Origin of the sequence: Leucobacter edaphi (assembly GCF_016522535.1) — a bacterium.
Lineage (GTDB): Bacteria > Actinomycetota > Actinomycetes > Actinomycetales > Microbacteriaceae > Leucobacter > Leucobacter edaphi.
The window spans coordinates 359,492-379,376 of sequence record NZ_JAEHOI010000011.1 but is presented as its reverse complement, the minus strand read 5'-3'; the positions used below and the strand labels follow the sequence as shown (position 1 = coordinate 379,376).

Sequence of the window (19,885 nt, the reverse complement as noted above, 5' to 3'; positions counted from 1 at the left end):
GGTCGGTGGCAGAAGCGTCTCGGTTTCAGTGTAGTAGGTCTGTTCGACCTCGGTCGGGGTGCGCATGTCGAGTTCGCCGTGGAGGCGTTCGTGGTTCTACCACCACACCCATTCGAGCGTTGCGAGCTCGACCTGCTCGACCGTCCTCCACAGGCCTTGCGGCCGGATGGGTTCGGTCTTGTAGAGGGTGTTGACTGCCTCGGCCATCGCGTTATCGAAACTGTCGCCGACGGTTCCGGTCGAGGGCAGCGCCCCGAGTTCCGCGATGCGGTCCGTGTAGACCATGGTGGTGTCGTTCGATCCGTGGTCGGCGTGATGGATGAGCCCTTCGAGTCGGCCGCCTGACTGCCAGGCAGCCATATCGGGTGCCTGCATTGGCAAGATCTCAGATCTGAGCGTTGATGCGACATTCCAGCCCACGATCCGACGCGATTATACGTCGGTGACGAACGCGACATGGGCGAATCCAGACCACGTCGCGACGTAGGTCGCATCGCACACTCAGAGCTTGCGCGGCCCGTCAGCAACGAATCTGCGGTTGACGAGATCAGCAGGCAGTATCGCCGCTTTGTCGGGGCGTGTGGTGAACACGCGCTTTGATTTCCGTATCCCACGCACGCCGGCGAGCCGCATCAGATGCTCGGTCTGGTCGCGGCCGATCTCCCCACCCCTCACGCTTGAGCAGGGCGTGCATCTTCAGTCGTCCGTACACGCCATAATGCTTCGCGTGAAGCTGCTGGATCTCCGGCATGAGGAGTTCATCGCGCAGCTGCGCCGCTGAGGCCGACCGGGCCTTCACGGCCCGATACCCGCGGGAGGTGAGAAACCCACGAACTGCCGCACGCAGAGCACGACAGAGGAACTCGACCCCGTAACGATCACGATGCTCTTCGATGAATCTGATCATTTCGTTCGTGGCCGGTCGAGTTCCTTCGCGAAATACACGCTCGCGGCTTTGAGGACCTCGTGCGCTTTACGAAGCTCGGTCACCTCGCGACGTAACCGCCGGTTCTCCTCACCCATATCGATGGACGTGCCGGGCTTCACACCGGTATCGATGTCGTAGCGGTGTTGCCACACGTGCAGAGTCTCCGGGCTCACTCCGAGGAGCCCACCGAAATGACGGCACGCCGCAGTCAGCGACTCGCGTTCAGGGCGGGCCTCGGCAAGCATCCGGAGCGCACGCTGGCGAAGTTCAGGGCCGTATTTGCTGGGCATCGTAGTTCCATCCTTTTATAAAGATCGGTACTCAAACCAGGCCAATTCACGGCTACGCATCGCGATCGTGACCTGGATCGGGCGGACGTGCCACCACAGACGTAGGCAGGCGTGCCGGGGTAGTTTGACACCGGTCGGGTTCGAGGCCATCATGAACAGCGACCTGGCCCTCGCGGCCTAACGAGGAATGTCACCAGTTCCTACATCAGACCCCCAGACCCAGACGAGCGGCCGCGCAAGTGTGAGGCCCAAGCTCAGAGCGGCGACGGCGTGAGCGGCGAGTCCGATAGCCATTTTCGGCCCGGCGGCTTCCTCGCCGGTGATGAGGCGACCGAACAGCGCGAGAGCTAGCAGCGGGATCACGGCACCATAGAGGATCGGCCCGCGCACCCGATACAGCTCGCTGAGCAGCCCCCTCATCGCCACGATCCCGTGAGACAAGCGAGCAGGGGCACGACTCGGGCGGCCGGTACCTCGTAGCTGCCGCGGCCACTCTGCCTGACCCAGCCTGCCGCGAGGAGCTGGCGCAGGTGGTGGTGCAGCTGCCCGGTTGTGCCGAGTGCGGTCACTTCGGCGAGGTCGGCGGTCGCGTGCACGCCCGCGAGGATGTGGCGCAGCAACTCGAGGCGCACGGGATGTCCCAGCGCGCTGAAGCTGAGTGCCTGATCCGACCAATCGGAAGTCAGGAGGCCGTCGCTTCCCGCGATTTGGTGCCAGGCGACCGGGCCCCCGTTGGGGAGCGTGAGACTGCCCACGATCATGACGGCGCCGCCCCTGGTGCTCGGGTCGCCGGCGAGCCGCTGTTGCACGCCGTGGAGGGCCCAGAACGTCTCCGCGTCGAGGGTCGGGGGCTGCGCTTCGTCTGGCGGCGGGCGGTGCCCGTCGTCGGGTTTCGGGGGCTGCGCTTCGTATGGCGCTGACTCCTTCGCGCCCGGCGGCCTCGCACCCCCGTGTGCGGCCTCGAGTTGCGCTACCCGGTCCGAGAGCGCGTCGAGTTTACGTCTGAGTCCTTCGTAATCCCGCGTCACGCATACATAGTACGTAACTCCAATGAAACGTACCAGAGGTCTGGTCCGGTTTCCTCGCGGGGATCGATACATATGCCCGGATCCGGATAGCGTCGGATCCGACGCGCAATCCCCGGTGTCAAAACGGAATGCGGCGAGCGCCCCGGACCGTAGTTCCGGGGCGCTCGCCGCTCGGGCCGGGCGCGGGGTGCGCTACGCGCGGTTCGAGCGACGGCGCGCGGTCCAGATCGCCGCTGCGCCGCCGACGAGGGCGAGCGCGACGAGGGCGAGGCCGAGCGTCGGGGCCTCCGAGCCGGTGACCGCGAGGTTCGAGCTCGGCTTCGGCTTCGGGCCCGCGGGCGTCGCTGGGTCAACCGGAGGGGTGGTCCCGGGGGCGGTCGGCTTCGGCTTCGTCGGGGGATCCGTCGCCTTCGGCTTTGTCGTGATGACGGGCGCCTTCGCGGTTGCCGTCGCGGAGTTCCCTGCGGCGTCGGTCGCGGTGACCGTCACGGTCTCGCCGTTGGTGAGGGCGGGTGCGAGCGGGGAACTCCAGGTGCCGTCTGCGCCGGAGGTGACGGTCGCCTTCTCGCCCGTGGTGGGGTGTTCGAAGGTGACGGTGATGTTCGCTTCGGTCTTTCCGCTGATCGTGGCACCGTCGGTCTGGTCGATCGCGGCGGTCACGTCCGGGGCGGTGAGATCGGGGGCGGTCGCGGTGGCCGTCGCGGAGTTGCCGGCGCGGTCGGTCGCGGTGACCGTGACGGATTCTCCGTTGGTGAGCCCAGGCGTGAGCGGCGAACTCCAGGTGCCGTCTGCGCCGGAAGTGACGAGAACCGTTTCGCCGGTGGTCGGATGCTCGAAAGCGACGGTGAGACTCGGTTCAGTCTTCCCGCTGATCGTCGCGCCGTCAGTCTGATCGATCTCTGCGGTCACTGGTGGTTCGGTGGTGTCGGCCGCGTTCGCCGTGGTCGTTCCGGTGTTTCCGGCTGCGTCGGTCGCGGTGACGGTGACGGTCTCGCCGTTGGTGAGCGCGGGGGACAGCGGCGAGCTCCAGGTGCCGTCGACACCGGAGGTCACCGAAATCTTCTCGCCAGTGATCGGGTGTGTGAAGCTGACAGAAATGTTCGGTTTAGTCTTGCCGTTGATGGCTGTGCCGTTGTCGTCCTCGATCCTCGCGGTGATCGTCGGCGGGGTCAGGTCAGGTGCCGTGGCCGCGGCCATGGTGGTGTTGCCTGCACCGTCGGACGCCCTGACAAAGACGATTTCGCCTCTGATGAGCGCGGGAGCGAGCGGCGAGCTCCAATTGCCGTCGGCGTCGGCGGTGATGCGGATCGTGTTCAATGTGCCCGGCACGTTGAAAGTGATGGTGGCTTTCGGCTCGGTCGTTCCGCTGATAGTCGCGCCGTCGGTCTGGTCGATCGTGGCGGTGACGTCCGGGGCGGTGAGGTCGGGCGCGATCGAGGTGGCCGTCGCGGAGCTCCCTGCTGCGTCGGTCGCGGTGACGATGACGATCTCGCCGTCGGTGAGTGCGGGTTCGAGCGGGGAGTTCCAGGTGCCGTCGGCGTCGGAGGTCACCGAGATCTTTTTGCCCGTGGTGGGGTGCTCAAAGCTGACCGTGATGTTCGGCTCGGTTTTTCCATCGATCGTGGCGCCGCGGGTCGGGTCGATACTCGCGATGACGAACGGCGGGGTCAGGGCGGGTGCCTTCGCGGTGGTCTGATTCGAGTTTCCTGACGCGTCTCGAGCCGACACAGCCACGTTCTCGCCGTTGACAAGTGCCGGAGAGAACGCGAGAAGCCAGTTTCCGTTCAAATCCGAAACCGTGGAGAGCGGCTCGCCCGTGACCGGGTGGAGCACCGTCACGGTCGCGCTTGGGACGGTCCTGCCGGAGATCATCGCGCCGCTCTTCGGATCGATGGTCGCGGTGATACCGGGGCAGACCAGCGTCGTTGGCGGGGTCGGGATGGTGGTGATTGGGCTCAATCCCGAGCTGACGTCAGCCTGCGAGTAGAACAGGTCGGTTGCCGTGATCGTAACTTCCTGACCGGCGGGCAGAGCGGGCCAGCTGAGGTCCACGGAGCGCGGCCCGGGCTGATCGGCCGGGTCGAGAGGGACCCCACCGGTGAGCATCTTTGGCTTCGGACCTGACTCCCCGGTCGCGAGTGTCTGACCTGTCGACGTCGCCGTCGCCGTGATCCAACGCTCCTGATCGACGGCGATGTGTGCACCATTCGGCGTGCACGCTGCCGTCCCCGCAGGCGAGTAAAAGTCGTTCACGCGGACGTTGAGTCTCAGCGTGAGGCCATTGCGGTCTTTCCCCGTCAGCTCGACGAACTCGCCGTGCGTCAGCGGCACCTGCGTATTCAGGATGCCGTTCGCTCGCACGGTGAACGGCGAGCCCGGGACAGGTTCGCCCTTGAACGTGACCGTGACCCTCTCGCCCGCAGCGTATGACGACGAAGTGATCGTGGAGGTCGCCGGTTCCCCGGCCGCCTGAGCGGGGGCGGCGACGCCAACGGCGAGGAGAACAGCTGCCGAGAAAACGGCCAGGAGGTGTCGGAGTTTCATTGTTGCTTTCGTGGATCTGAACGCTGCAGGTCAGCGCTGACTTACCTGAATATCAGCACTGGATTTGCTGGATAATCCATAGATTATGAGACGGTGTCGAAAAAAGTAACCTTTCCGGAACGGAATCTCGTAAAACGACCGGTACGCCCGATTCGTTTTAGCTGATGGGGCGGGAAAAATCGGCGATTCCTCGTCGGATCGGCGTGATCCATAGGCGGACTTGATCGGCGCGCTTCCCTTGTGGATCGGCGTGAACTTCCAATGGACGAGGGCGATTTCCCATCGGATCGATGTGCGCCGCTGACGCGCCGCAGCGTGAGGGTGCGGGGATGCGGAGTTGCCACATGATCCCTTCGGCTCTCGGTAGCGGGTCGTAGCGTCGAGGCCTCAGCTGAGTGGCGCGAGTTGCCGGACTCTCGCATCTCTTTTTTCTGAGCCCCAGCGGGAGTTCTAGGTGCGTCTTTCGGGGGTTCGGCTTGACATTCCAAATACCCCAGGGGGTATAGTTACCGTGATCAAGAAATACCCCTAGGGGTATTGCAGAAGCGCAGGGGAGGTGAGCCGCCGTGTTCCAAGCCGCGAAATATCGCAGATGTGGAAAGGCGGTTCGGACGGGCCGCCGCATGCACGTCGAAGTTGCCCCGGCCGGCGTTCCCGCGGTCGATCCCGACTCCTGCGCAGACGGCACGCCGCTCCGCCCACATCAACCACACCCTTAACCCCACCCCGCCCACGAAACGAAGGATCTGATCATGCTGCTCGAACGCATCTACGACGAGGACCTCGCGCAGGCGAGCTACTTCATCGGCTGCCAGGCTCGGGGCGAGGCGATCGTCGTCGATCCGCGCCGCGATCTGGACGTCTACCTCGGTCTCGCCGAGAAGCACGCCATGGAGATCGTGGCCGTCACCGAGACCCACATCCACGCGGACTACCTCTCGGGGACCCGCGAGCTCGCGGCGAGAACCGGCGCGCGGATGTACGTCTCCGACGAGGGCGGCCCCGACTGGACGTACGGCCCCGACTTCGACGGCGCGGTCCGGATGCAGCACGGCCACCGGATCCTGCTCGGGAACATCGCCGTCGAGGCGGTGCACACGCCGGGGCACACGCCCGAGCATCTCTCCTTCCTCGTCACGGACGGCGCGCAGTCCGAGGAGCCCGGATTCATGCTCACCGGGGATTTCGTCTTCGTCGGCGATCTCGGCAGGCCCGATCTGCTCGACGAGGCCGCCGGGTTCGTTGACACCCGATTCCAGGGCGCGAAAGACCTGTTCGCGAGCCTGCGCGACCGCTTCCTCTCGCTGCCCGACTACGTGCAGGTGCTTCCCGCGCACGGCTCGGGATCGGCGTGCGGCAAGGCGCTCGGCGCGATCCCGTCGTCGACCGTCGGCTACGAGCGGAATTTCTCCTGGTGGGCCCCGTACCTGCGGGACGGTGATGAGCAGGGATTCGTCGACGAGCTCCTCAGCGGGCAGCCCGACGCCCACGCCTATTTCGGCCGGATGAAGCTCGAGAACAAGGTCGGCCCGGCCGTGATCGGGGAGGCTCCGGAACTCGTCGAATACACGGCGGATCGGCTCGCCACCGAACTCGACGCCGACGAGGCGATCTTCGTCGACACTCGCCACAACCGCGAGGTCCATGAGGGCACGGTGGCGCGCTCGCTCAATATCCCCGGCGTTGAGAAGGCCGCGAGCTACGGCGCCTGGGTGGTCGATCCGCTGCGGGAGCAGCGTCCGCTCGTCCTCCTCGCCGACGGGCGCGAAGCGGCGGAGGAGCTGCGGGATCACCTGATCCGCGTCGGGATCGACACCGTGCGCGGCTACATCACCTCGCTCGAGGGGCTCGACCTCGTCGCGCCGAAGCTGGTGCAGCCGGAGGAGCTCGACGGCGTCGATCGGGCGATGCTCCTCGACGTTCGCAACAAGACCGAGTTTGCGGCGGGGCACCTGCCAGGGGCGCGTCAGCTCTCCGGCGGGCGAGCGCTCTGGAACCTGGACCTCCTGCCAGCGAAGGACGCCGGCATGATCGTCACCTACTGCCAGAGCGGGGTGCGCAACAGCGTCACCGCCAGCGCGCTGCGCCGCGAGGGCTACGACGTCGCCGAGCTCGAGGGCAGCTACGAGCGTTGGATCGCGGCCGGCAACACCCCCGTGACCGCCGAGCCTGAGCTCGTCGATTCCCGCTCCGGATCCGGCTCCTGAGCCGGCCGCGCGATCCCCGTGGAGATGCCGACATGAGCGCGAGCCCCGCGTGCGCGCCCGCCGCCGCCCGCCCGCGCGTGGGGCGGATCATCCCCGGATATTCGGTGCCGGTGATCAACGAGCGCGAGGCGAGAGCGGCCGCCGGTCTGCTCTTCCTGCCGGGGATCGTGCTCTACGTCACGGCAATCCACGCGGGGACGGCCGAACCGCTCAAGCCGTTCGGTGCGGTCTTCGTGATCGACATGCTCATCCGCGTGATCGCGGGGGATCGCTACGCGCCGTCCCTCGCGGTCGCGCGCCTGATCGTCGCCCGGCAGCAGCCCGAGTGGGTGGGGGCGCCGCAGAAGCTCTTCGCCTGGTGGCTCGGCTACGGGATGGGCCTCACCGCCTGCCTCGCGACGGGCCTGCTGCAGGCCCCGCTGTGGGTGACGCTCGCGCTGTGCGGTCTGTGCCTCACGCTGCTCTTTCTCGAGACCGCGTTCGGGATCTGTGTCGGATGCGCGCTCCAGGCGCGGTTCTCGCGGACCGCCCCGCAATACTGCGCGGGCGGCACCTGCGAGGTCTCCGGAACCGCGCCCGCCGATGAGCGGCTCGCCGCGTCCCTGGGCGAGGGTCCCCTCGGCCGGTGATTCGCCCGGTCGATTCCCGGCCGTTATTCCGTCCGGAGGGTAATCCGCCCGAGCGCTCATCCGTCCCACAACGATTCCCCACCCGCTCACCCATTGAAAGGGCCGCTCATGCGCCGAACCCTCACCTCGATCCTCCTCCCGCTGACTGTCTGCGCGTTCGGTCTCGTGGCCTGCACGAGCGCCCCGAGTTCGGCGACGAAACTCGATGTCGCGCCGGACACGATCATCCTCGACGTGCGCACCCCCGAGGAGTACGCCGCGGGTCATCTCGAGGGCGCGCAGCTCCTCGACTTCACCGGCGGAGCGGTCGAGGCGGCACTCCCGTCCCTCGATCCCGAGGCTGAATACTTCGTCTACTGCCGTTCGGGAAACCGATCCGGCCAGGCGATCGCCCTAATGGAGCGCGCGGGGTTCGCGGACCTCACGAACCTCGGATCCTTGGAGCAGGCCGCGGAGCGAACCGGTCTGAGCGTGGTGGGGTAGGGCCGTCTGGAGTGATCAGGGGCTCTCCGCATTGATACGACTGGCTACCATGGTTCCTGAGGGCTGGGCCTGATTCTTCTGAGTGCACAGCTTTGATTCCGCGACTGCAGCCAGAGTTGCGGCCGCGAAGGCCGCGGAAGTTCGTGATTTCGGTGCTAACCAATCGGACATCGGTTCCGTTGAACTGCGACTCTTTTCTTCGGACCACGTTGTAAGGCGTGAGGAGGCGCTATGGACAGACCAGACGATGACCGCGGTGAACACGAGGACCGAGATTCTTCGCTGGTGCCTGGTTCGGATAGGCGAGAAACCACAGGCAGCGGTCTGCGCGCCTGGCTTCTCCGCCACACACCATGGTTGTGGAGCCCAAACGGCCATGACTGGTTCCCCACGAGTTGGGTCAGCTTGGGCATTCTCGCGGGCGGGATCGTTGTCCTCGGCATCGTAATATCGCTTCTTTAGGGCGAGCTGCTGGGGAATGTAACTCGGTGCGTCCGAAACCATGTCGGCCTGTGTTCCTGGACCGGTTCGGCGAGGGGGGCGAGGGGGAAAGGTGAGGCTGACTCACTCGTTTGAACGCCCGATTGCAATCAACCGTGCTTGATTCGTTCGAGATGTACTCTGCAATCTCGTTGCTTGGCGGGGCGAAACGACCCCGAAGGCAGTAACTCATCCCAGATGGCGACGGTCTTGGTTTGTGTACCGGAAGCGGTATCGTGCCGCAGCCGCCGGATGTAGAGCCGACTGGCTCGCTCGCCCCAATGGCCATCGGCATGGCTGGATCAGCCTTGGTCCAGCCCGGCAGCGAGATTCTGGTGCGCGAGCCGTCGCAACGACGCGAGTACTGGTTCGGCGATGACCGTTCCGAGCGCCGCGTAGCTGGCAGCTTCTCGGGGGTCGGCGGGCATCCCTCCGACCTCGGCTCGGGCGATAGTCATGATCTGGTCGCCGTAGAGACGTAGCCGCTCGGCGCCGATGGGAAGGCCGGCTTCTTCGGCTGCGCGGAGTGACTCGTCGAGCTGCGAGTAGGCTGCCATGCTCTCGTCGGAGGCGGCGTAGTCCTTGCCAAGTTGGGTGATTGCCCAGGTGGCGTGAGGGTGGTGTTCGTGGGGGTGTTCGGCGTCGGTAGGGGACAGGGCCTGAATTGTGCGGGAGAGGATTTCGTAAATGTCGCCGTTGCCATCGTCGATGATTGACAGCACCTCCTTTGCGCGGGAGAGTGGCACCCCCGCAACCGCGGTGAGTGCGCGTATGAGCTGCAGGCGGCCCAGGTGGGTGTCGTCGTACTCGGAGCGGCGCGCGCCGACAGGGTGCCCCGGCGCGAGCATGCCCTCACGAATGTAGAACTTCACGGTCGCGAGTGGCACGCCGCTCCGCGCGACCAGGTCAGAAATCTTCATGCTTGCCTCCGGAGGATACTGAAACTATCCTACAGTTAGATAGTCAACTATCTTCAAGATGAAGGGTTTACATGTCTTCTGCCGTTCGCACATTCGCCCACCCGCGAGCCTGGTTCATTCCCGTTTTCCTCGTCCTGGGCCTGGCCTTTGTGCTTCCCCTGATCTACCTCTCCGCCACCGTTGATCCCAAGGGCGAAATGCGCGACCTCCCGATCGCCGTCGTCGTGGAACCACAATCAGTGGAGGGGACGATTGCTGCGGCCGAGGTCGTCTCTGATGCGATTCGGGATCATCTCGGCGAAGGGTTCTCGATCGCGGAAATCGCACCGGATGAGCTCGCACAGGAGTTCGCCGAGGACCGGATCGCGGGCGCTGCGATTATTCCCGCGAACTTCGATGAGTCAATGACCTCGTTGTCGGATCCCGCCAACTCCGCGCCCTCCACGCCGACAGTGCGCATCCTCACCAACGCCGCCGACGGCGGGCTCAGCGGAGGCCTTGTGAGTGGATCTCTCGCCCCACTGATCACAGCGGCCGGCGAACAGATCGGCACGAAGATCGCCGCAACAGCTGCCTCTCTGCCTCCCGCGAACAAACTTCTGCTCGCGCATCCGGTGCACGTCGAAGTCGGGCCGTACGAAGCGCTTCCCGATAGGTCCGGCCTAGGGACGAGCGCCTTCTATTTCGGTCTCGTCCTTCTCCTCGTCGGGTTCATAGGCGCATCCGTCGTCCACCCGCTGCTCGACTCGGTGTTGGGATTCATCCCGACCGAGGTGGGGCCGATCGTGCAGCGACGCAGTTATATCCGGCTCAGCCGCGTGCGGACCCTCGCCTCCAAGTTCGTCCTTATGCTCCTTCTCGCTCCGCTCGCCGCGATCATCGTGCAGGCGGTGGCAGCGACAGTCGGGGTCGCCACACCGCAGCCCCTGGCGCTCTGGGCTTTTGCGAGCGCGACGATCGCGGCTATCGGCGTCAGCGCGCTCGCCGTGTTCGCGATCTTCGGAAGCGGCCTCGGATCCCTCGCCAACATGCTGTTCTTCATCGCTCTCGCGATGACCTCCTCGGGTGGCACCGTGCCCATCGCGGCGACGCCCCCACTGTTCAGATGGCTCTCCACCTTCGAGCCGTTCCACCCGATCATGGAGGGATTGCGCGCACTGTTTTACTTTGGAGAGAATTCGCCCGCTGGCCTTGACAATGCGTGGATCCGAATCGTCATAGGAGGCGTGGTCGGGCTCACCCTTGGATTCCTTTTTGCTGCCATCTACGACAAGATTCCACGGTTCAGCCGCCATCCCGAGCCAGCGATCGAGCGGGTCGCTGTGCACAATTAAGGAGAGAACCATGCTCGACCCCATCCATCAAATCATCGCAGGATCAGTCCTACTAACCGTGATCGGGATCGCCTACGGAGGCTACTTCCTGACCGCCGTCGCACGGGGCAAAGTACCCGCTAACGACCTCCAAAAAACCTTCTTCCGGGCGGGGCACGCGCACGCAGGAGTACTCGTGACACTCGGACTGCTCACCATGGTCGTCGTCAACTCGAGCGGCGTCACTGGACCCCTCGCGTTTGGGTCGTTCGGCGTCCTGGGAGCGGCGATACTGATTCCGGCCGGATTCTTCCTTTCCGTCGTTGGAAAGGAACCGGAACGCCCAAACCGACTCATGGGCCTTGTTTGGGCAGGGGCGATCATCCTCACTCTGGGTCTGGTCTCGGCGGGAGTGGGACTGATCATCGGCGGCGGCAGGTGAGCCGGGAAGAGAATGCCGGAGCCGGCGACTGGTACGAATCGGGAGTTCGGTCCCATCGGCAAAGAGACACGTAAATAGCGCCACGCTGCGCGGGGCATTCACCCCGAAACGTCCCGCCCGCGAAACACGATCCAGGACCCGCCACCCAGCACGATCGCCCAGCACGCCATCACGACCGCTCCCACGCCGGGCTCGAGGAGCCCCATCTCCCTGGGATAGGGCATGAGGAGCTGAATCCCGGCAAGATCGGGGAGAAATTTCAGCGCGGGCAGGAAAGGCACCAGTGAAATCGAGAGCCCGAGCACGAGCGGCACGAGGACGATCAGGGCGACGATGACCGTGCGCGCGAGAAGCGTCAGGGCCGCGGCGATGAGCGCGATCAGGCCGAAGTTGAGGGCAACGCCGAGCAGATTCGACAGCATTTCTGCAGTGAAATCGAAGGGGAGGATCCCGCGCTCCGCGAGCACCGCGCGCTTGCCGAGCACGGCGATCCCGATCGACACCGCGCCGACGAGTGCCGCGAACCCCGCGATCACGGCGAACTTCGCTGCGATGAACCTGATCCGGCGCGGATTCGCCAGCAGGCTCGTCCGGAGCTGTCCGTCGGAGTATTCGCTGCCCACGATCAGCGCGGCAATGAGAATTACGAGCGGCTGAGCGAACCCGGCCGTTTCGAAGCCGTGCGACGCGGCAGGAAACCCCTCGGCGTGCAACGGATCGAGGCTCGCGCCGCTCGCGACGGCGAGCACGGCGGGGGCGAGGATCGCGGTCAGGAACGAGACTTGGACGCTGCGGAGCGTCAACGCCTTGATCGCCTCGACGCGCAGGTCCCGCGGGAGAGTTGCCAGCATGATTCCTCCGTCCCTACGCATCTCGACGAACGAAGCAGGCTCCCGCGATCAGGATCAGCGCGGCGGCCCAGCCGGCCTGCACAACGCCGCCGAGCACCGGGGGAAGGTAGACGCCGAGCCCGGGATCCCCGTACATCGCCGCGCCGGCCGCGGTCGGCAGGAATCTCGCACCACCCCACACACCGGCGAGAAAGCTGCCGAGGCCGACGATCAGTGGAACGAGCAACATCAGCGGGAGGATCGCCGAGCGAGCAATCACGCCCAGTGCGAATGCGATCAGCGACGTCAGCGTCCACGACAGCGTGACGCCTCCGATGTTGGCCCAGATCAGGGGCGTGAGGAGGAGTGGATCAACGCCGGTGAGGCCAGCCGCGTGGTTGATCATGATCGTTCCGGTCATGGTGACGAACGCGAGGACCGCCGTGAACGCCGTCAGCAGGCCGGCCTGCACGATGAAGACCCGCGCGCGCTGCGGCGTCGCGAGCAGGGTGGTGCGGATTTGCTTGCCGCGGGTGTACTCGCTTCCCGCCCAGAGCGCGGCGAGCGACACCACGATCACGTATCCAAGATCGGCCATCTCGAAGCCCTGATAGGCGAGAGGAACGGGGACCGAGGAATACAGCAACGGACTGTCGGCGGGCACCCCAACGCCGGACGCCGCGTTCACCCAGGCCAGCGGGAGCTGAAGCGCCACCGTGGCGACGGCGAGGATCCAAACGGGCATGGTCGTCAGAAACTTCGTCGCCTCGGCGAGAATGAGCGCGCCCATCAGACGTCACCGCCAGGATAGCGCGCGTCGTGCGTGCCGCCGCTGCAGGGGATCCCCTCCGCGGTCGTGCCCGTGAGCGCGAAGAACGCGTCCTCGACGCTTGCGTGCTCGCCCCGGACCTGCGCGGTGGTTCCGTTTGCGACGATCCTGCCCTGGGCGATGATGACCAGGTCATCGGCGACGCTCTCCATTTCGCCCATGAGATGACTCGACACGAGCACGACCTTCCCCGCGTCGGCATTCGCCCGGAGAAAGCCCCGCATCCACCGGATGCCCTCGGGGTCGAGGCCGTTCGTCGGCTCGTCGAGGACCAGGACGTCGGGGTCGCCCAGCAGGGCGGTCGCGATGCCCAGCCGCTGTCCCATGCCGAGCGAGAACGTGCCGATCCTCTTGCGCGCGAATCGCTCCAGCCCTGTGAGCTCGAGCACCTCACCGACACGGGAGCGGGGGATCGTGTTCGACTGCGCAACCCAGGAGAGATGCGAACGTGCCGAGCGTCCCCGGCTCGCGCCCGGGCCGTCGAGCATCGCTCCGACCGTACGGAGCGGGAAACGGAGCGAGCGGTAGGGGCTGCCGCCGATGAGCGCCGTCCCGCTCGTCGCCCGGTCGAGGCCGAGCAGGATCCGGAGCGTGCTGGACTTTCCCGCGCCGTTCGGCCCGAGGAGCCCCGTCACCCGGCCAGGCCTCGCGGCGAAGGTGACGTCGTCGACCACCGCGCGGCTGCCGTGACGCTTGACGAGATTCGTGACTTCGATCATGACACCCAGCCAAGCGGGGCGAGCCCGAAACCACAGTCTGCGAGAGTGGACAATTCACGCGCCGACTCGAGATTGCGTCGTGAAACTACGACGCCGCGCCCGGCCCGGCAAGCCCCGATTCGTATGCCGCGACGACCAGTTGCGCCCGATCCCGCGCGGAAAGCTTCGCGAGCACGCGGGAGACGTAGGTGCGCACGGTCGTCTGCGTCACGAACAGCGCCTCGGAAATCTCCGCGTTCGACAGCCCCTGGCCGACGAGGCGCAACGTCTCCCGCTCCCGCCCCGTGAGCCGGTCGACGGGCCAGCTCGATCCAGCGCCCGCTGTCGCAAAACGCCCGATCAGCCGCCCGGTTACCTCCGGTGCGAGCAGCGCATCGCCCCGGTGGGCGATCCGGATCGCGCGGACGATCTCGGCCGGCGGACTGTTCTTCAGCAGGAACCCCGCCGCCCCGTTTCGCAGCGCCGCGAACACGTACTCGTCCAGGTCGAAGGTCGTGAGCATGATCACGCGGGGATCGCCAGGGACCTCTCGGAGGCGCTCGGCCGCCTGCAACCCGTCGAGCCCGGGCATCTGCACGTCCATGAGCACGACATCGGGTCGGTGGTCGTGAGCGAGGCGCACTGCCACGGCTCCATCCTCGGCCTCCGCGACCACCTTGATGCCGGGTTCGTGGTCGAGCAGGAGGCGAAGGGCCGCGCGCGTGGGAGCCTCGTCCTCGGCGATCAGCACCCGGATCGGGATCATGGGGCGCTCCGTTCGGAATCGGAGGGATCAGCGGGACTATCGAGAACATCGACCGGGATCGTGGCGTGCACGACGAAGCCGTCGGAGCTGTCAATGTGCAGCGCGCCGCCGAGGAGCGCGGCGCGTTCCCGCATACCGGTGAGGCCGTGCCCGTCGCGGGGGTGTGGACCGGTTCCTGCCTCGGCCAAGGTCCCGGTCCCGATCCCGTTGTCGGCGACGCGGATCTCGACGGACCGATCCGCCGCCGTGACGTTGATCGTCAGTTCCGACGCGTCGGCGTGACGGATCGCGTTGGTTGTTGCCTCCTGCGCGATCCGGTGGATTGCGGCCTGCGCCTCGCGGGAGAGTCGAGCGAGTTCGCCGCTGGTGCGGAGCGTCACGCGAAGCCCCGAACGCTCGGCTGCTTCGGCCGTGTGCTGGAGTTGCGTCGCGAGCGACGGGCTCGAGTCACCGGGCGCGCCCGGGCCGGAGCGCTGATCGTGCAGGAGCGCGCGAAGCTCCTGGAGCGAGGCGCGGGACTGGGTCTCAATCTGCTGCAGTGTGCTTCTGAGTTGCGATTCCGGGAGCGCTTCCACGTGCGCCGCAACGCCCGCTTGGACCCCGATCGTGCTGAGTGAATGGGAGAGCACGTCGTGCACGTCCCGGGCGACACTCAGCCGCTCGACCGCACGGGCCTGCTCGGCCGCCTGATCCTTGACCTGCCGGGTACGCACACCGATCGCCCACGCTCCCGAAACGACGATCACTCCCAGCAGGAGGCCCCGCCACAGCGTCTCCTGGCCGCGAATCGCCGGACCCACCTGCACCGTCAGCGTGAGCAGGGCAAGCACAGCGCCGCCGATCACCACCCCCATCGGGAAGCGCCGTTCCCCCCGGCGCTCCGCGATTGTCGCGATGCCGATGCTTGCGAGGAGAAACGGGTCGGCGGTGATCCCGAGCGCCCAAGCCGCAGCGGTGGCGACGCCGGCGACGAGGGTGCCGATCAGCGGAAACCGCGTGCTCGCAACGGCCGCGACCACGGCCGCGCCGCCGATTGCGAGTTGCATCGCGCGGTCGCCCCCGGGCGGGACGACGGAAAGCCAGAGACCGCAGAAGACGACGGTCGCGAGAATTGCCCGCGTGAGCAGGGAGAAGCGCCCCGTCGTGGGGCGCGGTGCCGCAGCGCCAGAGGCGGCGGCGTGTTGCGCGCCCGACGGCTCGGTTCCTGCTGAGGGTTTCACGCGATCGATCCTATGAGGAGAGGCCGATGGGGTCGCCAGGAGACACCTGGCCGCAATTGGCGAGCGTCTCGAGAGATGGGCACCGGGCCCGGTGCCAGGAACGTAAACAACCGCCGGGCCGTCGGCGCCCCCAGCCGCCCCTACGCCCTGATCAGGAGCGACGACTGCACGATCGTGGCGAGCAGTTGGCGGGCGCGGGAGGGATCGAGGGGGGTCGACAGGGCGCGGACCTGCCCCACGATTCGGGAGAGATCCTCGAGCGCGGTTCCCACGCCCTCGACGGACGAGGCGATCTGCTCGGAGAGCTCGGCCTCCGCGCCCGATCCGCCCGCCGCGGCCTCGTTGCGCCAGTGCATGAGCAGTCTCCGCGGGATCGAGATGATCGAGCCGGATCGCTCGATCGCCGACGCCGACTCGGCGGCCAGCGCCTGGTGCGCCGCGTAGTGGTCGACCATCGCGGTGAGCTCCTGCTGCAGCGCCTCCGCGAGCGTGGCGATGGCCGGCGCTGACTCGAGGCTGAGGGTGTCGCCGTCGATCAGCTCGGCGGTGAACTTGCCGATCATGGCCGTGTGGAGCTGCGCTAGCGCGATCCGGAACCGGGTTTCTGCGCCGTGCCGTTCGAGCCGGCCGAGGATTTCGACGAGGTCGACGACGTAGCCGTGGACGATCTCCTGCATCTGCTTCCACAAGAGCAGGCCCTCGTTCCGGGCCGCGGGCGTGTCGGGTCGGTCGGTGATGAGCTGCTCGATCGCCGCCGTGTGATCGAGCTGCGTGCGCAGCCGCCCGCCCGTGCGCTGCAGGGTGGTGGTCAGCTCGGCGAGGGACTCCTGGCTGCTGCTCCAGTGCCGCAGCTCGGCGTGCACCTCGCCGATCGCGTGCAGCATCGTTCCGAGGTCTCTCGTGGCGTCCGGGCGCACCGGGATCCCCGGCGAGAGTTCCTCGCGGCGCGCCACCTCGTCGGCGAGGGCCCGCCACTGAAACTCCTCGTAGGAATCGAATCCCGCTTCGCGCATCAGCTCGGTGAGGAGCACCGCGCTCGCCCGGGCGGCCTTGCGGCGGGTGAGTCCGGCGCGCTTCTCGACGCGCTCGAGGTCGTCGAGTTTCTCGTAGATCGCGTTCGCCTGGTCGAGATGCTCCGGGCGGCTCGGGGTGATGCGCACGGACAGGTAGCCCTGCGGGATCGGGGTGACCGTGGCGAACACGGTGTAGGCGCTGCCATCCGCCGCGAGATTGTGCACGTATCCGGCGAAGGGGCGCCCGTCCTCGAGCGCGTCCCACATGGTCCAGTAGACGCCGGCCGGCATGGCCGGGTGTCGGACGATGCTGTGGGGCGCCCCGATCAGGCGTTCGCGCGGATAGCCGGAGAGGCGCACGAAGACGCTGTTGGCCTGGCGGATCACGCCTCGCGGGCCCGTCGACGAGAAGAAGAGGTCGTCGATCCCGATCCTGGTGATCTTCCCCGTGGGGTGTACTTCGGTCATGCATCTCTCCAAACCCATACGACTCGGACAGCTCACTGACTACTGCCGAGGCTCGGGAACCGCAGCACCGGATCCGAGCGGAGGCTCGGGGGTGCCCGCCTGGGCTGGAGCACAATCACCCATTACGATATCAACAGGTGTTGAATAGATGCTCGCGGGACTCGGAATCTTGCGGGACACCGCGGGATCACGGGCTCTCGAGTCCCGTCGAAACTCAGTCCATTTCTTTTGAATAATTCAAAACACCTGTAGGGTGGGCTGCATGGAAGCCACCCTCGACTCGGCGCTGCGAGGCGCCGGGCTACGCGCGACCGCGGGCCGTGTCGCCGTTCTCGGGGCGCTGGGTTCCATGCCACACACGAGCGCTGAGCAGGTATTTCGCGCCGTGTCCGAGGTGTTGCCGACCACGTCGATCCAGTCGGTGCACAACATCCTCGCGGATCTGTCGGCGGCGGGCCTGATCCGCCGGATCGAACCGGCGGGATCCGCAGCGCTGTACGAGCGGCGCATCGGCGACAACCACCACCACGTGGTCTGCTCCTCCTGCGGGGCGATCGCGGACGTGGACTGCGTTGTCGGCGAAGCGCCCTGTCTCTCCCCGTCGAACACGGGGGGATTCGCAGTGCAGACGGCCGAAGTCACGTTCTGGGGCGTATGCCCCGCTTGCCAGAAAACCGCGTAGGACCGAGCCGGCGCCCACCCGCGTGAGGGTGGGTTCCTTCGGCGACCGCGCAGAAGGAGAACAGAACACCATGACATCCGACCACCCCCTCCGTCCCGTCAGCACGAGCCAGTCCGGCGCGCCGATCGCGAGCGACGAGCACTCGCTCACCGTCGGCCCGGACGGCCCGACCGCGCTGCACGATCATCACCTGCTCGAGAAGCTCGCCTCCTTCAACCGCGAGCGCGTTCCCGAGCGCAACCCGCACGCCAAGGGCGGTGGGGCATTCGGCACGTTCGTCGTGACCGAGGACGTCTCCGCCTACACGCGAGCGGCCGTGTTCCAGCCCGGCGCCACCTCGGAGACGCTGGCCCGGTTCTCCTCGGTGGCCGGCGAGCAGGGATCGCCCGATACCTGGCGCGACGTTCGCGGCTTCTCGATCCGGTTCTACACCGATGAGGGCAACCTCGACATCGTCGGCAACAACACCCCGACGTTCTTCATCCGCGACGCCATGAAGTTCCCCGACTTCATTCACTCGCAGAAGCGCCTCGGCGACTCCGCGCTGCGCGACGCCGACATGCAGTGGGACTTCTGGACGCTCTCGCCCGAGTCGGCACACCAGGTCACCTATCTCATGGGCGATCGCGGGCTGTCGAAGAGCTGGCGGCACATGAACGGCTACGGATCGCACACCTACTCCTGGGTGAACGCGGCGGGCGAGCTGTTCTGGGTGCGCTACCACTTCGTCTCCCACCAGGGCGTCGTGGCGATGTCGGCGGAGGACGCCGAGCGGATCGCCGGCAGCGACGCCGACCACTACCGGCGCGACCTGTTCGAGGCCATCGCACGCGGCGAGCACCCCGCCTGGGATCTGTACGTGCAGATCATGCCCTACGAGGACGCGAAGACCTACCGCTTCAACCCCTTCGATCTCACGAAGACGATCTCGCTCAAGGACTATCCGCGGATCAAAGTGGGAACGCTCACCCTCAACCGCAACCCGGAGAATTTCTTCGCGCAGATCGAGCAGGCGGGTTTCAGCCCGGGGAACCAGGTCCCCGGCACCGGAATCTCGCCGGACAAGATGCTGATGGGACGCGTATTCGCCTACGCTGACGCGCAGCGCTACCGGATCGGGCCGAACTTCAACCAGCTTCCGGTGAACCAGCCGCACGCGAGCGAGGCGCGCAACTATCAGCACGAGGGACCGATGCGGTTCTCGTTCAACGGGCCCGATCACCGCACGTACCACCCCAATTCGTACGGCGCTGCGGGGGGACCCGAGGCCGATCCGGCGATCGGAATCGAGGCCAATTGGGAGGCCGATGGCGAACTCGTCCGTGCCGCAGCCACGCTTCACCCGGAGGACGACGACTTCGGGCAGGCAGGAACCCTCTACCGCGAGGTGTTCGACGATGATCAGCGCGCACGTTTCCTCGAAACGCTGACCGGGCAGGGGCGTGCGATCACGATCGACGGGATCCGCGACCGCTTCTTTGAGTACTGGACGAACGTGGACGCCGACCTCGGCGCTGCGCTGCGCGAGCGCGTCTAGGAGCCTCGCCCGTTCCGGGCGGATCGATTCGGGCCTGCGGCCTCACCTCGGGTTGGCGCCGCGGGCCCGAACTACACTCGGCACATGAAACCCAAGAACAGCGACGAATTCGTCGACTCCCTCGTGGTGCGCGATCTGACGGGGGCGAACGCGGAATTCACGGAGTCCGACCTCGAATTCGCGCGGCGAAACCCCGACGTGGTCGCCAAGCTCGCCGATCCCCTCGAGGTGAAGAAACGGTACATCCTCATCATCTTCCTCGCGGCGATCGGGCTCGCCACTGCGTCGAAGATCATCGAGTACACGGGGGTCGCGACGGACAACCACGTGGTGAACGACCTGCTCACGAACGTCGCGTTCTCCGTCGCGATCGAGCTCTTCGGCGCGGCCTGTATCGCGTTCGTGATGGAGCTGATCTTCGAGCGGCGGCTCAAGCGGAATCAGGTGCTCGTGCGCGCGCTTCTCGAGGAGGCCGATCTGGGCCGCGATCGGGGAAGGGGACGATCGGTCGGCGCCGATCCGGATCCGGATCCGCGCGGAAATGAGCAACCAGGGTTGACAACATCGGGCTAAGCAAC

Annotated in this window: 20 protein-coding genes and 1 other annotated feature; of the genes, 8 read left to right on the top strand and 12 right to left on the bottom strand. The window is 66.5% G+C overall.

Annotated elements, in window-relative coordinates; translation table 11 throughout:
• Window positions 1-96 precede the first annotated feature (96 nt).
• The 5 genes from JD292_RS11855 to JD292_RS11840 form a co-directional block, all read right to left on the bottom strand.
• Window positions 97-360, bottom strand: a complete 264-nt coding sequence (locus JD292_RS11855) for a hypothetical protein (RefSeq protein ID WP_200132954.1) — start codon at window positions 358-360, stop codon at window positions 97-99.
• A 187-nt stretch (window positions 361-547) separates the two neighbouring features.
• Window positions 548-907 (bottom strand): IS3 family transposase, encoded by a 360-nt coding sequence (locus JD292_RS12530; RefSeq protein ID WP_369411245.1) that lies wholly within the window; start codon window positions 905-907, stop codon window positions 548-550.
• Window positions 855-946: a sequence feature (AL1L pseudoknot), on the bottom strand. (Overlaps the previous gene by 53 nt.)
• Window positions 904-1,218, bottom strand: coding sequence for a hypothetical protein (locus JD292_RS11850; RefSeq protein ID WP_200132953.1), 315 nt, complete (start codon window positions 1,216-1,218; stop codon window positions 904-906). It overlaps the preceding feature by 43 nt. The genes JD292_RS12530 and JD292_RS11850 overlap by 4 nt, the downstream gene beginning before the upstream one ends.
• A gap of 416 nt (window positions 1,219-1,634) precedes the next feature.
• Complete coding sequence (locus JD292_RS12525; RefSeq protein WP_369411244.1) at window positions 1,635-2,246, bottom strand: ArsR/SmtB family transcription factor; 612 nt, start codon at window positions 2,244-2,246, stop codon at window positions 1,635-1,637.
• A gap of 192 nt (window positions 2,247-2,438) precedes the next feature.
• Window positions 2,439-4,790: an Ig-like domain-containing protein gene (locus tag JD292_RS11840; protein WP_200132951.1), complete on the bottom strand. Its 2,352-nt coding sequence runs from the start codon at window positions 4,788-4,790 to the stop codon at window positions 2,439-2,441.
• A 752-nt stretch (window positions 4,791-5,542) separates the two neighbouring features.
• On the opposite strand from JD292_RS11840, the gene JD292_RS11835 reads away from it, so the two are divergent.
• The 3 genes from JD292_RS11835 (at window position 5,543) to JD292_RS11825 (ending at window position 8,109) form a co-directional block, all read left to right on the top strand.
• Window positions 5,543-6,997 carry an MBL fold metallo-hydrolase gene (locus JD292_RS11835; protein WP_200132950.1) on the top strand — a complete coding sequence of 485 codons (1,455 nt, stop codon included), beginning with the start codon at window positions 5,543-5,545 and terminating at the stop codon, window positions 6,995-6,997.
• 32 nt (window positions 6,998-7,029) lie between these two features.
• Window positions 7,030-7,626: a DUF4395 domain-containing protein gene (locus JD292_RS11830; RefSeq protein WP_200132949.1), complete on the top strand. Its 597-nt coding sequence runs from the start codon at window positions 7,030-7,032 to the stop codon at window positions 7,624-7,626.
• 108 nt (window positions 7,627-7,734) lie between these two features.
• Entirely contained in the window at window positions 7,735-8,109 is a 375-nt protein-coding gene (locus tag JD292_RS11825) for a rhodanese-like domain-containing protein (RefSeq protein ID WP_200132948.1), read from the top strand.
• Window positions 8,110-8,891: 782 nt separating this feature from the next.
• Here JD292_RS11825 and JD292_RS11820 read toward each other — a convergent pair.
• The gene (locus JD292_RS11820; protein WP_200132947.1) at window positions 8,892-9,509 is read right to left on the bottom strand and encodes a MerR family transcriptional regulator; all 618 of its coding nucleotides are present in this window, start codon (window positions 9,507-9,509) and stop codon (window positions 8,892-8,894) included.
• A 71-nt stretch (window positions 9,510-9,580) separates the two neighbouring features.
• Between JD292_RS11820 and JD292_RS11815 the strand changes: the two genes are divergently transcribed.
• Both JD292_RS11815 and JD292_RS11810 read left to right on the top strand, forming a co-directional pair.
• On the top strand, window positions 9,581-10,843 hold the full coding sequence (locus JD292_RS11815) for a YhgE/Pip domain-containing protein (RefSeq protein ID WP_255529523.1): 1,263 nt from the start codon (window positions 9,581-9,583) through the stop codon (window positions 10,841-10,843).
• A gap of 10 nt (window positions 10,844-10,853) precedes the next feature.
• Window positions 10,854-11,264: a hypothetical protein gene (locus JD292_RS11810; RefSeq protein ID WP_200132945.1), complete on the top strand. Its 411-nt coding sequence runs from the start codon at window positions 10,854-10,856 to the stop codon at window positions 11,262-11,264.
• A gap of 98 nt (window positions 11,265-11,362) precedes the next feature.
• Here the strand turns inward: JD292_RS11810 and JD292_RS11805 are convergent, their stop codons facing one another.
• The 6 genes from JD292_RS11805 to JD292_RS11780 all read right to left on the bottom strand — a co-directional run bounded on the left by JD292_RS11805 (window position 11,363) and on the right by JD292_RS11780 (window position 17,088).
• Window positions 11,363-12,115: an ABC transporter permease gene (locus JD292_RS11805; RefSeq protein WP_200132944.1), complete on the bottom strand. Its 753-nt coding sequence runs from the start codon at window positions 12,113-12,115 to the stop codon at window positions 11,363-11,365.
• Window positions 12,116-12,128: 13 nt separating this feature from the next.
• On the bottom strand, window positions 12,129-12,884 hold the full coding sequence (locus JD292_RS11800; RefSeq protein ID WP_200132943.1) for a hypothetical protein: 756 nt from the start codon (window positions 12,882-12,884) through the stop codon (window positions 12,129-12,131).
• Entirely contained in the window at window positions 12,884-13,642 is a 759-nt protein-coding gene (locus JD292_RS11795) for an ABC transporter ATP-binding protein (RefSeq protein ID WP_200132942.1), read from the bottom strand. The genes JD292_RS11800 and JD292_RS11795 overlap by 1 nt, the downstream gene beginning before the upstream one ends.
• An 85-nt stretch (window positions 13,643-13,727) precedes the next feature.
• The gene (locus JD292_RS11790) at window positions 13,728-14,387 is read right to left on the bottom strand and encodes a response regulator transcription factor (RefSeq protein WP_200132941.1); all 660 of its coding nucleotides are present in this window, start codon (window positions 14,385-14,387) and stop codon (window positions 13,728-13,730) included.
• Window positions 14,384-15,607 carry a sensor histidine kinase gene (locus JD292_RS11785; protein WP_200132940.1) on the bottom strand — a complete coding sequence of 408 codons (1,224 nt, stop codon included), beginning with the start codon at window positions 15,605-15,607 and terminating at the stop codon, window positions 14,384-14,386. The genes JD292_RS11790 and JD292_RS11785 overlap by 4 nt, the downstream gene beginning before the upstream one ends.
• A 140-nt stretch (window positions 15,608-15,747) precedes the next feature.
• Window positions 15,748-17,088: a PAS domain-containing protein gene (locus JD292_RS11780; RefSeq protein WP_200132939.1), complete on the bottom strand. Its 1,341-nt coding sequence runs from the start codon at window positions 17,086-17,088 to the stop codon at window positions 15,748-15,750.
• 262 nt (window positions 17,089-17,350) lie between these two features.
• Between JD292_RS11780 and JD292_RS11775 the strand changes: the two genes are divergently transcribed.
• From JD292_RS11775 to JD292_RS11765, 3 genes are all read left to right on the top strand, one after another.
• Window positions 17,351-17,770 (top strand): Fur family transcriptional regulator, encoded by a 420-nt coding sequence (locus JD292_RS11775; protein ID WP_200132938.1) that lies wholly within the window; start codon window positions 17,351-17,353, stop codon window positions 17,768-17,770.
• Between the two features lie 70 nt (window positions 17,771-17,840).
• Window positions 17,841-19,307, top strand: coding sequence for a catalase (locus JD292_RS11770; RefSeq protein WP_200132937.1), 1,467 nt, complete (start codon window positions 17,841-17,843; stop codon window positions 19,305-19,307).
• Between the two features lie 84 nt (window positions 19,308-19,391).
• Entirely contained in the window at window positions 19,392-19,880 is a 489-nt protein-coding gene (locus JD292_RS11765; protein ID WP_200132936.1) for a hypothetical protein, read from the top strand.
• Window positions 19,881-19,885 lie beyond the last annotated feature (5 nt).

What these genes read in the sequence shown, in the direction of transcription:
- JD292_RS11855 (WP_200132954.1), bottom strand. Translation starts at nt 360, where the DNA reads ATGGCTGCCTGGCAGTCAGGCGGCCGACTCGAAGGGCTCATCCATCAC.
- JD292_RS12530 (WP_369411245.1), bottom strand. Translation starts at nt 907, where the DNA reads ATGATCAGATTCATCGAAGAGCATCGTGATCGTTACGGGGTCGAGTTC.
- JD292_RS11850 (WP_200132953.1), bottom strand. Translation starts at nt 1,218, where the DNA reads ATGCCCAGCAAATACGGCCCTGAACTTCGCCAGCGTGCGCTCCGGATG.
- JD292_RS11840 (WP_200132951.1), bottom strand. Translation starts at nt 4,790, where the DNA reads ATGAAACTCCGACACCTCCTGGCCGTTTTCTCGGCAGCTGTTCTCCTC.
- JD292_RS11835 (WP_200132950.1), top strand. Translation starts at nt 5,543, where the DNA reads ATGCTGCTCGAACGCATCTACGACGAGGACCTCGCGCAGGCGAGCTAC.
- JD292_RS11830 (WP_200132949.1), top strand. Translation starts at nt 7,030, where the DNA reads ATGAGCGCGAGCCCCGCGTGCGCGCCCGCCGCCGCCCGCCCGCGCGTG.
- JD292_RS11825 (WP_200132948.1), top strand. Translation starts at nt 7,735, where the DNA reads ATGCGCCGAACCCTCACCTCGATCCTCCTCCCGCTGACTGTCTGCGCG.
- JD292_RS11820 (WP_200132947.1), bottom strand. Translation starts at nt 9,509, where the DNA reads ATGAAGATTTCTGACCTGGTCGCGCGGAGCGGCGTGCCACTCGCGACC.
- JD292_RS11815 (WP_255529523.1), top strand. Translation starts at nt 9,581, where the DNA reads ATGTCTTCTGCCGTTCGCACATTCGCCCACCCGCGAGCCTGGTTCATT.
- JD292_RS11810 (WP_200132945.1), top strand. Translation starts at nt 10,854, where the DNA reads ATGCTCGACCCCATCCATCAAATCATCGCAGGATCAGTCCTACTAACC.
- JD292_RS11805 (WP_200132944.1), bottom strand. Translation starts at nt 12,115, where the DNA reads ATGCTGGCAACTCTCCCGCGGGACCTGCGCGTCGAGGCGATCAAGGCG.
- JD292_RS11800 (WP_200132943.1), bottom strand. Translation starts at nt 12,884, where the DNA reads ATGGGCGCGCTCATTCTCGCCGAGGCGACGAAGTTTCTGACGACCATG.
- JD292_RS11795 (WP_200132942.1), bottom strand. Translation starts at nt 13,642, where the DNA reads ATGATCGAAGTCACGAATCTCGTCAAGCGTCACGGCAGCCGCGCGGTG.
- JD292_RS11790 (WP_200132941.1), bottom strand. Translation starts at nt 14,387, where the DNA reads ATGATCCCGATCCGGGTGCTGATCGCCGAGGACGAGGCTCCCACGCGC.
- JD292_RS11780 (WP_200132939.1), bottom strand. Translation starts at nt 17,088, where the DNA reads ATGACCGAAGTACACCCCACGGGGAAGATCACCAGGATCGGGATCGAC.
- JD292_RS11775 (WP_200132938.1), top strand. Translation starts at nt 17,351, where the DNA reads ATGGAAGCCACCCTCGACTCGGCGCTGCGAGGCGCCGGGCTACGCGCG.
- JD292_RS11770 (WP_200132937.1), top strand. Translation starts at nt 17,841, where the DNA reads ATGACATCCGACCACCCCCTCCGTCCCGTCAGCACGAGCCAGTCCGGC.
- JD292_RS11765 (WP_200132936.1), top strand. Translation starts at nt 19,392, where the DNA reads ATGAAACCCAAGAACAGCGACGAATTCGTCGACTCCCTCGTGGTGCGC.